This window comes from Streptomyces beigongshangae (assembly GCF_019710745.1).
In the GTDB taxonomy this organism is placed as follows: domain Bacteria; phylum Actinomycetota; class Actinomycetes; order Streptomycetales; family Streptomycetaceae; genus Streptomyces; species Streptomyces beigongshangae.
In genome coordinates this window covers 24,455-37,629 of the sequence record NZ_JAHKJW010000004.1, presented here as the reverse complement: position 1 = coordinate 37,629, position 13,175 = coordinate 24,455, and the positions used below count along the sequence as shown (strand labels likewise).

Here is a 13,175-nt window from a genome sequence, read left to right as displayed (position 1 = left end):
GGCCGGCCCGGCGACGTCGGCCGGTCGCAGGTGGTCAGAGGGCCGTGCCGGTCGCCCGCGCGGGCACGTGCGCCGTCTCCACCCGGCTCGCCGCCAACCGCTCCCGCTCCCGCCGGACCGCCGGCTTCCGCAGCCGGAGGATCTGACTGATCCCGAGCGCCTGCAGCACGAACACCGCGGAGAACGCGACGGTGTAGCTCCCGCCGGTGGCGTCCAGCAGCACCCCGACCGCGAGCAGTGTCGTCATGGAGGCGACGAACCCGCCCATGTTGGTGATGCCGGAGGCGGTCCCCTGCCGCTCGGGCGGGTTCGCGGGACGCGCGAAGTCGAAGCCGATCATCGACGCGGGCCCGCACGCGCCGAGCACCGCGCACTCCACGACCAGCAGCCACATCGGCGCGTGATCGCCGGGGTACGCGAGCGTGGCGGCCCACACGACGGCCGTCGACAGGACCGTGCCGAGGGCCAGCGGCAGCCGCGCCGCGTGGTGCCGGGCGACGATCTGCCCGTACACCAGCCCGATGGTCATGTTGGAGAGCACGACCAGCGTGAGGAGTTCACCGGCCGTCGCCCGGGACAGGCCCTGGGCCTCGACGAGGAACGGCAGCCCCCACAGCAGCAGGAACACCATCGCCGGGAACTGGGTCGTGAAGTGCACCCACAGTCCGAGCCGCGTCCCGGGCTCCCGCCAGGACGCCGCGATCTGACGGCGTACGTACGCCCCTCCCCGGTGCGGGGACGGCTCCGGGCCGTGCCCCTCGGGGTGGTCCTTGAGGAAGAGCAGCATCAGGACGAGGACGACGACACCGGCGGCCGAGCTGCCCGCGAACGCGGCCGTCCAGCCGACGCCGTGCAGCAGCCGGGCCAGCACGAGCGTCGAGACGAGGTTGCCGGCCATGCCCACCAGCCCGGCGAGCTGCGCGACGAGCGGTCCGCGGCGGGCGGGGAACCACCGTGTGCCGAGGCGCAGCACGCTGATGAAGGTCATCGCGTCACCGCACCCGAGCAGCGCCCGCGAGGCCAGCGCCGTTCCGTACGTCGGCGAGAAGGCGAAGCCCAGCTGTCCGGCCGTGAACAGCACGACGCCGAGGGTCAGCACCCTCTTGGTGCCGAGCCGGTCGACCATCAGGCCGACGGGTATCTGCATGCCCGCGTAGACGAGGAGCTGGAGGATCGAGAAGGTCGACAGCGCGGAGGCGTTGACGTGGAAGCGGTCGGCGGCGTCGAGGCCGGCCACCCCCAGCGACGTGCGGAAGATGACCGCGACGAAGTAGACGGAGACGCCGACGGACCAGACCGTGACGGCGCGACGGCCGCCCGGCGGGTCACCGGGGAGGGCCGACGAGGACGCCGAGGACGGTGAGGACGGCGAGGACGGCGAAGAGGGGGACGGGGACGGCGGGGTCGAGCTCATCGGACGTCCCCCCGTGCCAGGTTGGAGAACCAGCTGACGTGCCGGTGGACCAGCGCGACCGCCGCCTCGGCGTCGCCGGAGCGCAGTGCGTCGAGGATCTCCTGGTGCTCGGAGAGCGTCTTGGTGATCCGGTCGGGGTGGGCGTGCATCACGGCGACACCCATCCTCAGCTGCCGGTCGCGCAGCTGGTCGTAGAGGCGGGAGAGGATCTCGTTGCCGCCGCTGCGGACGATCTCCGCGTGGAAGCAGCGGTCGGTGACGGCGGCCCCGGCCAGGTCACCGGCGGCGGCCTGCTCCTCCTGCTCCGCCAGGAGTTCGGTGAGGCGCGCGATCAGCGCGGGCGGGGCCGGCACCGCCTTGCGGACGGCGTGCTCCTCGACGAGCTGGCGGGTCTCCACCACGTCCGCGATCTCCTGCGCGGAGACGGGCAGCACGAGGGCGCCCTTCTTCGGGTAGAGCCGGATCAGGCCCTCGACCTCCAGCTTGAGCAGCGCTTCGCGCACCGGTGTCCGCGAGACGCCGACGGCCTCGGCCAGCTCGCCCTCGGTGAGCAGCGTCCCGCCCTCGTAACGGCGCTCCAGTACGGCCCGCTTGACGTGCGCGTAGACGCGCTCCGCGGCGGGAGGCCGCTTCACGACCCGCTGCTCGTCCCGCCGCTCGTTCCGCAAGTCGGTCTGCTGGTCGGTCTGCTGTTCGGGCACGGGCACGGCAGGGGGCGGGGCTGAAGACATGCGCACAGCATAGATACAACACGTACGCATGGTCATGCGTGGTCCAAGATATGGATGAGGTAAAAAGAGGCGGTCCGGTTCCGAACCCGCGCATCCTTTTGTGCTAGTTACATGTCTGAAGGGAAGGCGCCACTGGCAAGTGGCAGCTCTCCTGGGGCATTTGGCACCACTTGGGTGCTTTCAACGTAATCGGGGTAATCGACTTGATAACCGCCATAAAGGGTCAACAGGTTCGCAGAGCTGCCGCTGTGGTCTTCACCACCGGAGCCGTGCTCGCGACCGGCGCCCTCGGTACGGCGCCCGCGCAAGCACTCACCGTGCCCACGATCGCCGCCAAGGGCGGCTTCGTGATGAACAACGGCACGGGTAAGTCCCTCTACACCAAGGCCGCGGACACCCGGCGTTCCACCGGCTCCACGACGAAGATCATGACTGCGAAGGTGGTGCTGTCACAGCCGAACCTCAACCTTGACACCAAGGTCACCATTCAGAAGGCGTACAGCGACTACATCGTCGCCAACACCGCCTCGTCGGCCCGTCTGATCGTCGGCGACAAGGTCACCGTCCGCCAGCTCCTGTACGGCCTGATGCTGCCGTCCGGCTGCGACGCCGCGTACGCCCTCGCCGACAAGTTCGGTTCCGGCTCGACGCGGGCCGCCCGGGTGAAGTCGTTCATCGGCAAGATGAACAAGCAGGCCAAGGACCTCGGCCTCACCAACACGAAGTTCGACTCGTTCGACGGCATCGGCAACGGTTCCAACTACTCCACACCGCGCGATCTGACGAAGATCACCAGCAGCGCGATGAAGAGTGCCAACTTCCGTGCGATCGTGAAGACGAAGAAGTACACGGCCAAGACGATCACGAAGACCGGCGGCACCCGCACGATGGCGCCGTGGACCAACACGAACGGACTGCTCAGCAGCTACAGCGGTTCGATCGGTGTGAAGACCGGTTCCGGTCCGGAGGCCAAGTACTGCCTGGTCTTCGCGGCGACCCGCAACGGGAAGACGGTCATCGGGACCGTGCTCGCCTCGACGTCCATCGCGGCGCGCGAGTCGGACGCGAAGAAGCTCATGAACTACGGCTTCGCCAAGTAACAAGTAAGCGGAGAAGTGGCGCAGGAGCAGCTGGGCGGACAGGTCGCGCGGTGCCCCGCACCCCTTCGAGGGGTGCGGGGCACCGTGCGATCAGCCCTCGCCGGCCGGCGGGGGCCGGCGCCTATCCCCAGGTGATCAATCGCTTGGGGCGCTCCAGGACCGCCGCCACATCGGCGAGGACCTTGGACCCCAGCTCGCCGTCCACCAGCCGGTGGTCGAAGGACAGCGCCAGCGTCGTCACCTGACGGGGCTTGACCTTCCCCTTGTGCACCCACGGCTGGAGCTTGATCGACCCGACGGCGAGGATCGCCGACTCACCGGGGTTGAGGATCGGTGTACCGGTGTCGACGCCGAACACCCCGACATTGGTGATCGTCACCGTGCCCCCCTGCATGGCCGCCGGTGAGGTCCGCCCCTCGCGGGCGGTGCCCACCAGCTCCCCGAGCGCCTCGGCGAGCTGCGGCAGCGTCTTGGCGTGGGCGTCCTTGATGTTCGGGACGATCAGGCCGCGGGGGGTGGCCGCCGCGATGCCCAGGTTCACGTAGTGCTTTCGGACGATCTCCTGGTTCGCCTCGTCCCAGGAGGCGTTGATCTCGGGGTGGCGCTTGACGGCGACCAGCAGGGCCTTGGAGATCAGCAGCAGCGGATTGACCCGCAGCCCCTGCATGTCCTTGTCCTGCTTGAGCTCCTCGACCAGCTTCATCGTGCGTGTCACGTCGACCGTGACGAACTCTGTGACGTGCGGCGCGGTGAACGCCGACCCCACCATCGCGGCCGCGGTCGCCTTGCGGACGCCCTTGACCGGCACCCGGATCTCCCGCACGCCGTCGGACGAGGACGGAGAAAGAGACGGAGACGGCGAAAGAGACGGGGACGGGGCGAGCGGGGCCGCAGCCGTGGTGCCGGCCGGGGCCGGAGCACCGACGGGGGCCGGTGCCGGGGCCACCGGGGGTGCCTCGGTGCCGGAGGGCTCCGCCGCCGGGGCCGGGGCCACCGCCGCGTGCACGTCCTCGCGGGTGATGATCCCGTCCGGGCCGGAGGGCGTGACCGACGCGAGGTCGACCCCGAGGTCCTTGGCCAGCTTGCGCACCGGCGGCTTGGCCAGCGGACGGGCCGCCGGTGCCGCGTGGCCGTTCAGCTCGCCCCGCACCGCCGCGGCCGCCTCCGCCTGCCGGACCGGAACGCCCCTGCGGGGACGGCGCTTCGTGGAGGACACCGCGACCCCGTACCCGACGAGGACCGGCTTGCGGCCCTCCGGCTCGGGCTCCGCCGGGGGTGCCGTCACGGCCGGTACGGCCGGGGCCTGTGCCACGGCCGGTGCGGTCGGGGCCGCTCCGCCCGACACGTCCACCGCGATGATCACCTGGCCCACGTCCACCGTCGTCCCCTCGGGGAAGCGCAGCTCGTGCACCACCCCGTCGTAGGGGATCGGCAGCTCGACGGCGGCCTTCGCGGTCTCGACCTCGCAGACCACCTGCCCGTCGGTGACCGTGTCACCGGGCTGGACGTACCACTTGAGGATCTCCGCCTCGGTCAGGCCCTCGCCCACGTCGGGCATCCTGAACTCGCGCAGCCCCGAGGCCGTTTCTGTCATCGTCGTCACGACCCTCTCCTCAGTACGCCAGCGAGCGGTCGACGGCGTCGAGCACCCGGTCCAGGCCCGGCAGGTACTCGTCCTCCAGGCGGGCCGGCGGATACGGCGCGTGGTAGCCGCCGACCCGCAGGACCGGCGCCTCCAGGTGGTAGAAGCACCGCTCGGTGATCCGGGCCGCGATCTCCGCGCCCGTCCCGAGGAACACCGGCGCCTCGTGCACCACGACCAGGCGGCGGGTCCTCTCGACCGAGGTCTGGATCGAATCGAAGTCGATCGGGGACATCGACCGCAGGTCCAGCACCTCCAGGGACTTGCCCTCCTCCTGGGCGGCCGCCGCGGCCTCCTGGCAGACCTTCACCATCGGTCCGTAGGCGGCCAGCGTCAGATCGGTGCCTTCGCGCACCACGCGTGCCCTGTGCAGCGGCCCGGGGATCGCCTCGCGGTTCACCTCGGACTTGTCCCAGTAGCGCCGCTTCGGCTCGAAGAAGATCACCGGGTCGTCGCTGTGGATGGCCTGCTGCATCATCCAGTAGGCGTCGCCCGCGTTCGACGGGGAGACCACCTTCAGGCCCGCCACGTGCGCGAAGAGCGCTTCGGGGGACTCGGAGTGGTGCTCGACCGCGCCGATGCCGCCGCCGTACGGGATGCGGATGACGACGGGGAGCTTGATCTTGCCGAGCGCCCGCGCGTGCATCTTCGCGAGCTGCGTGACGATCTGGTCGTACGCCGGGAAGACGAACCCGTCGAACTGGATCTCCACGACCGGGCGGTAGCCGCGCAGCGCGAGGCCGATCGCCGTGCCGACGATGCCCGACTCGGCGAGCGGGGTGTCGATGACCCGGTCCTCGCCGAAGTCCTTCTGCAGGCCGTCGGTCACCCGGAACACACCGCCGAGCTTGCCGACGTCCTCGCCCATGATCAGGACCTTGGGGTCCGCGTCGAGGGCCGTGCGCAACGATTCGTTGATCGCCTTGGCCAGCGCCATCTTTTCCGCTGTCATCGCTGCTTGCCCTCCCCTTCATCGGCGAACGACGCCTGGTAGGCGGCGAACTGGGCCCGCTCCTCGTCGACGAGCGCGTGCCCGTCCGCGTACACGTTCTCGAAGATGGCGAATCGGTCCGGGTCCGGCATGGCACGGACGGCTTCGCGCACTCGTCTGCCCAACGCCTCGCTCTCGGCGTCGAGTTCCGCGAAGAATCCCTCGTCCGCGTGGTTTGAGTCCTCCAGGTACGTGCGCAGGCGCAGGATCGGGTCCTTCGCCTCCCACGCCTCGCGCTCCTCGTCGGCCCGGTACTTGGTCGGGTCGTCGGAGGTGGTGTGGGCGCCCATGCGGTACGTGTACGCCTCGACGAGGGTCGGCCCCTCGCCCCGGCGGGCCCGCTCCAGCGCCCACTTCGTGACGGCGAGGCAGGCGAGGACGTCGTTGCCGTCCACGCGGACGCCCGGGAAGCCGTACCCCTGTGCGCGCTGGTAGAGCGGGACGCGGCTCTGGCGCTCGGTGGGCTCGGAGATCGCCCACTGGTTGTTCTGGCAGAAGAACACGACGGGCGCGTTGTAGACCGCGGAGAAGGTGAATGATTCGGCAACGTCGCCCTGGCTGGAGGCGCCGTCCCCGAAGTACGCGATCACGGCCGAGTCGGCGCCGTCCTTGGCGACGCCCATGGCATAGCCGGTGGCGTGCAGCGTCTGCGAGCCGATGACGATCGTGTACAGGTGGAAGTTGTTGCCGTTCGGGTCCCAGCCGCCGTTGTTCACGCCGCGGAACATGCCGAGCAGGTTGGTCGGGTCGACTCCGCGGCACCAGGCCACGCCGTGCTCGCGGTAGGTCGGGAAGACGTAGTCGTCCTCGCGGGTGGCCCGTCCGGAGCCGATCTGGGCGGCCTCCTGGCCGAGCAGCGAGGCCCACAGGCCCAGCTCGCCCTGGCGCTGCAGGGAGGTGGCCTCGGCGTCGAAGCGCCGGGTGAGCACCATGTCGCGGTACAGCCCGCGCAGCTCTTCCGGGGTGATGTCGGCTACGTACGCGTCGAATTCGCCATTCTTGACGCGCTTCCCCTCCGGGGTCAGCAACTGTACGAGGTCGGGCCGGGCGCCCGGCGGCTTCTTCGCAGCGGTGCGCTTGACACCGGCGCTGCGTCGCGGCTTACGCGCGGCAGTGCTCTCCACGGTCACGTGTGCTCCTCCGTCGGTCCGGCCCCCGGGGTTGCCGGGAACTGGGGTTCCCCAGTCCTTTCGAGGACCGGGGAGCGGCTCGCCCGCTCTCCGTACCCGTGCACGGGGTGGGTGCCCTCGGCAGGGAACAGGCGTGACAGGTGCCCCGGCGAGCACCCTGCAACAAGCACGTTACCCAGTGCGCCACATTTCTGTGAAACCCCTCCTGACCTGCATTTTTACTCGGGTTTCCAAGTAATTTCACTTGGACTTCCGAGTACTTCGCGAAGGTCGGGAGCGGTTGCCGGTCGCAGCACTGGTCACAGCCTCGCAGGGGGCCGGAACACCGGCACGTTATCCCGGCCACCCCGGCGACGGGAAGAGTTCATCCAGGGCGAGCGGAAAGATCGTGTGTGAGACTTGCTCCGTGCACGAAGAAGGAAAAATCACTGTATTTCTTCTCGACGACCATGAGGTGGTCCGCCGGGGGGTGCACGAGCTGCTGTCGATGGAGGACGACATCGAGGTGGTCGGCGAGGCCGGTACGGCGGCCGACGCGATGGCACGCATTCCGGCCACGCGCCCCGACGTCGCCGTCCTGGACGTACGGCTGCCGGACGGCAGCGGGGTCGAGGTCTGCCGGGAGATCCGCTCCCGGGACGAGTCGGTCAAGTGCCTCATGCTCACCTCGTACGCCGACGACGAGGCCCTCTTCGACGCGATCATGGCGGGTGCCTCGGGCTACGCGCTGAAGGCGATCCGCGGTGACGAACTGCTCTCGGCGATCCGTGACGTCGCGGCGGGCAAGTCGCTGCTCGATCCGGAGGCGACCGCCCGTGTCCTGGAGCGGCTGCGCGACGGGGGCGGCCCCAAGGGCGACTCCAGGCTCGCGAACCTCACCGACCAGGAACGCAGGATCCTGGACCTGATCGGCGAGGGGCTCACCAACCGCGTGATCGGCGAACGGCTGCACCTGGCCGAGAAGACGATCAAGAACTACGTCTCCAGCCTGCTGGCCAAGCTCGGCATGGAGCGCCGCGCACAGGCGGCGGCCTACGTGGCCCGGCTGCAGGCGGGAAAACAACGGTGAGCTGCCGCCCTTCGTAGCGCCGGGGCGGCACGGGGTGCCCGGCACGGGCGGCTGGGGGATGCCCGGCACGGGCGGCTGAAGGAGAGCCCTGGCACGGGTGACCGGAGTCGGGCCGGCACGGGTGACCGGAACCGGGCCGGTGCGGGTGACCGGAGTCGGGCCGGTGCGGGCGGGCGGGACCGGGCCGGCGCGGGCGGGCGGGACCGGGCCGGCGCGGACGGGCGGGACCGGGCCGGCGCGGGCGGGCGGGACCTTCGGCCCGGTGTGAAAGGCCCCGCGTCCCTTCTGCGGGATCATCCGCGTACCGCACATTGGGGGCATGCCGACCGACCAGCACACCGCCGCCGGCCTGCTCGGCCACGTCGCGTACGGCCGGGTGGCGGCCAGCGTGCGCGCCCTGCCCTTCCTGGCGCCCGCCCGGCACATCGTGACGGACGGCCGCGTCCTGCTGCGGATGCACGGGGGACACGGTCACCACCGGGTGTGCGCGGGCAGTGTCGTCGCCTACGGCGCGGACAACCTGTCCTGCGCCCCGGCGGGTGCGGAGCGGTGGTCCGTGCAGGTTGTCGGGGTGTGCGAGCCGGTCGAGCCGACCGCCGCGCAGCTCGAACGCTTCGGCCCCGTCCCCCTGCGCGTGGACGGCGGTCCGTTCGAGCCCGTCTACCTCGGCATCACCCCGCACCTGGCCACGGTGCACTCCATGGGCATCGGCGGGGAACGCCGGACCGGGCGCGTCACCTGACGCGCCCGGTCCGTGGCCCTCCCCGGCCCCGCCGGGATCAGGTTCCGCCGCCGCCGCTCTCGCCGCCGGGCTCCCCGTTCGTGCCGCCGTCGGCAGCCGGCGACTCCACCGGGGGCGGGTCCTCGTTCGTCGGGGTCGGGTCGTCGTCCGGCGTCTCGGACGCGGTGGGCTCCTCGGTCGTGGGCTGTGCCGAGGGCTCGACCCGTGTGGGGGTGGGCGAGTAGGTCGGCGACGGCCGGTAGGACGGCTGGTAGTCCGAGGAGCCGCCCGTGGTCGAGTCCTCGTTCGTCTGCTCGTCCGTCGGTTCCTTCGACGTGTCCTTGCTCGGAGTGCTCTTCTTCTCGCTCTCCGAGGCGCTCGGCGACGTCGTGGAGTCCTGCCCGCCGCCCTCGCCGCCACCGCCGTTCATCGCCAGCGCCACCCCCGCCGCGATCGCGATCACCGCGAGGACCGCGAGGATCCACAGCTTGCCGCGGCCGCTGCCCCGGTTGCCGTTGCCCTCGAAACCCCCGTCGTCGCCTCCGCCGCGGCCCTGGGGCAGCAGCGGTGCCGGGATCGGAGCGGTTCCCATGTCGCCGGAGTGCGGCAGCCCGGCCGCGCCCGCCATGCCCATCACCGAGGTGCTGCCCTCGTACGCGGTGACCGGGCCGGTGTTCCAGGTGCCGGTGTGGCCGCCCTCCTCGTACAGCATCTGCAGTGCGTACTGGACGGTTCCGCGCATCTCCTCCGCGGTCTGGAACCGGTCGTCCGGCTCCTTCGCGAGCGAGCGCATGACCAGGCCGTCGAGCTCCGGCGGCACCCCGTCCGAGACCTCGGAGGGGGGCACCGGGATGTCCTGGACGTGCTGGTAGACCACCGACAGCGGGGTCTCACCGGTGAACGGGGGCCGCAGCGCGAGCAGTTCGTAGAGCAGACAGCCCGTCGCGTACAGGTCGCTCCGGTGGTCGACCGCCTTGCCGAGCGCCTGCTCCGGCGACAGGTACTGGGGCGTGCCCATGACCATGCCGGTCTGCGTCATCGTCGACTGGGCGCCGTGCAGGGCGCGCGCGATGCCGAAGTCCATCACCTTCACCGCGCCGGTGTTGGTGATGATCACGTTCGCGGGCTTGATGTCCCGGTGCACGATGCCGTGCTGGTGCGAGTAGGCGAGCGCCTCCAGCACCCCGGAGACGATGATGAGCGCCTGCTCGGGCCCCGGTGCCTCGGCGTTGATGAGGAGGTCGCGGATCGTGCGGCCCTCGACGAGCTCCATCACGATGTACGGCACGGTCTGGTGGGCGAACACGTCCTCGCCCGAGTCGTAGACCGCCACCACCGCATGGTGGTTGAGGCCGGCGACCGACTGCGCCTCGCGCGTGAAGCGCGCCTTCGAGGTGGGGTCCTCCGCCAGGTCGGCGCGGAGCAGCTTGACCGCGACGGTCCGTCCCAGGCGGACGTCCTCCGCCGCGAACACCTCGGCCATTCCGCCCCGGCCGAGCCTGTGGGTCAGCCGGTACCGGCCGTCCCCGACCAGCCCGCCGTTACCCCACAACTCCGGCGCATCTGACATACCGCCGCCAGTCGCCTCGGGGTCGGACGGGCCCTGAGCGCGCTGCTGCTGTGCCATCGGTCCTCGCCGTCGTTTCTGTCCGCACCGGTCGACGTAGTACGCGCGGTGGTTGTTACGGTCTCCGTCGGGCCACGCTACAGCCTCCGCGCGAGGCGTCGGTCCGGGATGGACCCGGTCGCCGGACCCGCGGACGGGCCGCGGGTGCACATACGGGTGCACATGCTGTGTACCGGCGGTAGGACACCTGTAACGCTTCCGCGACCGTTCCTTCGCGTACGGTCACGGAACGGGCACCGAGCTTGACGTGTCGGTGCCCTGGGGCAGACTTGGCCGGGAATAACCATAGAGATCACCGGCCGCGGGGGCCACACCGGCAGCTTTCGCCCGCGTGACGGCGCACGGCCGATGGGGGACGCAGGAAGATGAGCCAGGACGGCGCACATGACCGCTATGCAGGGCGCTCGGTCGCGGGCGGGCGCTACCAGCTGCGCGACCTGCTCGGCGAGGGCGGCATGGCTTCGGTGCATCTCGCATACGACTCCGTGCTCGACCGGCAGGTCGCGATCAAGACACTGCACACCGACCTCGGGCGGGAGCAGGCATTCCGCGAGCGCTTCCGGCGCGAGGCCCAGTCGGTGGCCAAACTCACGCACACGAACATCGTCTCGGTCTTCGACACCGGCGAGGACGACCTGGACGGGGTGACGACCCCGTACATCGTCATGGAGTACGTCGAGGGCCGCCCGCTCGGCTCGGTCCTCGACCAGGACATCGCGCAGCACGGCGCCATGCCCGCGGACAAGGCCCTGAAGATCACCGCGGATGTGCTGGCCGCGCTGGAGATCAGCCACGAGATGGGCCTGGTGCACCGCGACATCAAGCCGGGCAACGTCATGATGACGAAGCGCGGTGTGGTGAAGGTCATGGACTTCGGCATCGCCCGCGCCATGCAGTCCGGTGTGACCTCGATGACCCAGACCGGCATGGTCGTCGGCACCCCCCAGTACCTCTCCCCGGAGCAGGCCCTCGGCCGCGGTGTCGACGCCCGTTCCGACCTGTACTCCGTCGGCATCATGCTGTTCCAGCTGGTCACCGGACGGCTGCCGTTCGAGGCGGACTCACCGCTGGCCATCGCGTACGCGCACGTCCAGGAGACGCCCGTCGCGCCCTCCTCGGTCAACCGCTCGCTGCCGCCCGCGGTGGACGCGCTGATCGCCCGCGCGCTGAAGAAGAACCCGAACGAACGCTTCGTGAGCGCCGAGTCGATGCGCGACGAGTGCCTGCGCGTGGCCCAGTCCTTCCAGGCCGCGCCTCCGAGCATCGTGCCCGGTGCGCAGACGCCGAGCGGAGCCGGTGTCAGCTCCGCGGTGTTCCCGCCCGTCGACCAGTCGGCCCAGCCGCCCCAGGGCACCGTGCAGACGCCGTACCGGCCCGGCGCCTACGGCCCGCCGACACCGCCGCCCGCGCACACGCCCGCCCCGTCGTACGGCTACCCGCAGCAGGGCGGCTACCCGGCGCCGGCCCAGGGCGCGGCGTACTCCCCGCAGCAGGGCCTGCCGACCCCGCCGTACACGATGTCCCCGCAGTCCCCGCAGAACTCCGGTTCCGGCGGGGGCGGGCGCAAGAGCAGCATGCCGGTGGTCGTGGGCTCGATCGTCGTCGCGCTCGTCGCCGTCGGCGGGCTGATCGCCGCCCTGACGCTGGGCGGGGACGACGACAAGAAGGAGCCGTACGACGCCGAGAGCGCCCGTGCGTCGGCTTCGGAGAAGGTGGCCGGGCACAAGGGTCCCGACACCACGAAGAAGATCGACAAGACCGAGTGCACGGAGCCCGACGAGTCGTACAACGACGCGGACAAGATCAAGGTCCCGGAGTTCAAGTTCAAGAACATCGACTCCGTGAAGGCGTGCTTCCAGGCGGCGGGCTGGCTGTACGAGTCCAAGCCGGTGGACGAGAACGCCTACGGCGAGGGCACGGTCATGACCCAGATCCCCGAGTCGGGCTCGGACGTCGACCCCAAGGACATGCCCAGGATCCAGCTCTACGTGTCGACGGGCAACCCCGCCTGACCCGCTCCCGCTGGCGTCCGCACGGACGAGGGGGCCCGGCATCCCCGCCGGACCCCCTCGCTGCTCGTCTCTCGAAGTCGTCCACGTGTTCAAGTCACCCGTGCGCGCTGTGCACTCGGTGCGCGCCTCCGGGACCTACCGGTACGAGGGCCTACAGGTACGGGCCGCCCGTGCGGCCGCCCGCCGCCCGCGGGTCCACCTCGTCCTCGCCGCCCATGCCCGGCGGCAACGCTCGGCGCATCTGCTCCAGCTGGGCCCTGGCGGCCATCTGCTGGGCGAACAGGGTGGTCTGGATCCCGTGGAAGAGGCCCTCCAGCCAGCCGACCAGCTGAGCCTGCGCGATCCGCAGCTCCGCGTCGGAAGGGATGCCCTCGTCCGTGAACGGCAGGGAGAGCCGTTCCAGTTCCTCCACCAGGTTGGGGGCGAGCCCGTCCTCCAGCTCCTTCACCGAACTGGCGTGAATCTCCTTGAGCCGTACCCGGCTCGCCTCGTCCAGGGGGGCCGCACGCACCTCCTCGAGCAGCTGCTTGATCATGCTCCCGATACGCATGACCTTGGCGGGCTGTTCCACCATCTCCGTCACCGGGACCTCACGGGAGTCCTCGTCCCCACCGCCGCCCAGAGCCATCCCGTCCTGGCCCACGACCAGGATCTGGGGGTTCTCCGGCGAGCTTTCGTTCCTCGGCATCTCCATGCCGCCATTCTCTCGCACGCACACACGTCACCACCGTGGTGCCC

Annotated in this window: 11 protein-coding genes; 4 read left to right on the top strand and 7 right to left on the bottom strand. The window is 70.6% G+C overall.

Annotation, left to right across the window (positions count from 1 at the left end; genetic code table 11):
- Positions 1 to 34: 34 nt before the first annotated feature.
- A complete protein-coding gene (locus tag KM933_RS04165; protein WP_221348407.1) occupies positions 35 to 1,414 on the bottom strand; it encodes an MFS transporter in 1,380 nt (459 codons plus the stop codon).
- Positions 1,411 to 2,145, bottom strand: a complete 735-nt coding sequence (locus KM933_RS04160; protein WP_260333032.1) for a GntR family transcriptional regulator — start codon at positions 2,143 to 2,145, stop codon at positions 1,411 to 1,413. Before KM933_RS04160 ends, KM933_RS04165 begins: the two co-directional genes overlap by 4 nt.
- A 203-nt stretch (positions 2,146 to 2,348) precedes the next feature.
- On the opposite strand from KM933_RS04160, the gene KM933_RS04155 reads away from it, so the two are divergent.
- Entirely contained in the window at positions 2,349 to 3,245 is an 897-nt protein-coding gene (locus KM933_RS04155) for a D-alanyl-D-alanine carboxypeptidase family protein (RefSeq protein ID WP_221348406.1), read from the top strand.
- 121 nt (positions 3,246 to 3,366) lie between these two features.
- Here the strand turns inward: KM933_RS04155 and KM933_RS04150 are convergent, their stop codons facing one another.
- Genes KM933_RS04150 through pdhA form a run of 3 tightly spaced genes read right to left on the bottom strand, consistent with a single transcriptional unit; the run spans position 3,367 to position 7,008 of the window.
- Positions 3,367 to 4,848, bottom strand: coding sequence for a dihydrolipoamide acetyltransferase family protein (locus tag KM933_RS04150; protein WP_221348405.1), 1,482 nt, complete (start codon positions 4,846 to 4,848; stop codon positions 3,367 to 3,369).
- Between the two features lie 10 nt (positions 4,849 to 4,858).
- Positions 4,859 to 5,839 (bottom strand): alpha-ketoacid dehydrogenase subunit beta, encoded by a 981-nt coding sequence (locus tag KM933_RS04145; protein WP_221348404.1) that lies wholly within the window; start codon positions 5,837 to 5,839, stop codon positions 4,859 to 4,861.
- Complete coding sequence (gene pdhA, locus KM933_RS04140) at positions 5,836 to 7,008, bottom strand: pyruvate dehydrogenase (acetyl-transferring) E1 component subunit alpha (RefSeq protein ID WP_221348403.1); 1,173 nt, start codon at positions 7,006 to 7,008, stop codon at positions 5,836 to 5,838. Before pdhA ends, KM933_RS04145 begins: the two co-directional genes overlap by 4 nt.
- Before the next feature lie 406 nt (positions 7,009 to 7,414).
- On the opposite strand from pdhA, the gene KM933_RS04135 reads away from it, so the two are divergent.
- Together KM933_RS04135 and KM933_RS04130 are read left to right on the top strand one after the other, a co-directional pair.
- Complete coding sequence (locus KM933_RS04135; protein ID WP_221348402.1) at positions 7,415 to 8,077, top strand: response regulator; 663 nt, start codon at positions 7,415 to 7,417, stop codon at positions 8,075 to 8,077.
- 319 nt (positions 8,078 to 8,396) lie between these two features.
- Positions 8,397 to 8,819 (top strand): pyridoxamine 5'-phosphate oxidase family protein, encoded by a 423-nt coding sequence (locus KM933_RS04130; protein ID WP_221348401.1) that lies wholly within the window; start codon positions 8,397 to 8,399, stop codon positions 8,817 to 8,819.
- A gap of 37 nt (positions 8,820 to 8,856) precedes the next feature.
- Here the strand turns inward: KM933_RS04130 and KM933_RS04125 are convergent, their stop codons facing one another.
- Positions 8,857 to 10,425, bottom strand: coding sequence for a protein kinase domain-containing protein (locus KM933_RS04125; RefSeq protein WP_221348400.1), 1,569 nt, complete (start codon positions 10,423 to 10,425; stop codon positions 8,857 to 8,859).
- 365 nt (positions 10,426 to 10,790) lie between these two features.
- Here KM933_RS04125 and KM933_RS04120 point away from each other — a divergent pair, with 365 nt between their 5' ends.
- Positions 10,791 to 12,437 (top strand): protein kinase domain-containing protein, encoded by a 1,647-nt coding sequence (locus tag KM933_RS04120; RefSeq protein WP_221348399.1) that lies wholly within the window; start codon positions 10,791 to 10,793, stop codon positions 12,435 to 12,437.
- A 151-nt stretch (positions 12,438 to 12,588) separates the two neighbouring features.
- Here KM933_RS04120 and KM933_RS04115 read toward each other — a convergent pair whose 3' ends face one another.
- Positions 12,589 to 13,131, bottom strand: a complete 543-nt coding sequence (locus KM933_RS04115) for a bacterial proteasome activator family protein (RefSeq protein WP_221348398.1) — start codon at positions 13,129 to 13,131, stop codon at positions 12,589 to 12,591.
- Positions 13,132 to 13,175: the final 44 nt, after the last annotated feature.

Coding starts and splice junctions, on each gene's coding strand:
- KM933_RS04125 (WP_221348400.1), bottom strand. CDS start 10,425: ATGGCACAGCAGCAGCGCGCTCAGGGCCCGTCCGACCCCGAGGCGACT.
- KM933_RS04165 (WP_221348407.1), bottom strand. CDS start 1,414: ATGAGCTCGACCCCGCCGTCCCCGTCCCCCTCTTCGCCGTCCTCGCCG.
- KM933_RS04160 (WP_260333032.1), bottom strand. CDS start 2,145: ATGTCTTCAGCCCCGCCCCCTGCCGTGCCCGTGCCCGAACAGCAGACC.
- KM933_RS04130 (WP_221348401.1), top strand. CDS start 8,397: ATGCCGACCGACCAGCACACCGCCGCCGGCCTGCTCGGCCACGTCGCG.
- KM933_RS04115 (WP_221348398.1), bottom strand. CDS start 13,131: ATGGAGATGCCGAGGAACGAAAGCTCGCCGGAGAACCCCCAGATCCTG.
- KM933_RS04120 (WP_221348399.1), top strand. CDS start 10,791: ATGAGCCAGGACGGCGCACATGACCGCTATGCAGGGCGCTCGGTCGCG.
- KM933_RS04145 (WP_221348404.1), bottom strand. CDS start 5,839: ATGACAGCGGAAAAGATGGCGCTGGCCAAGGCGATCAACGAATCGTTG.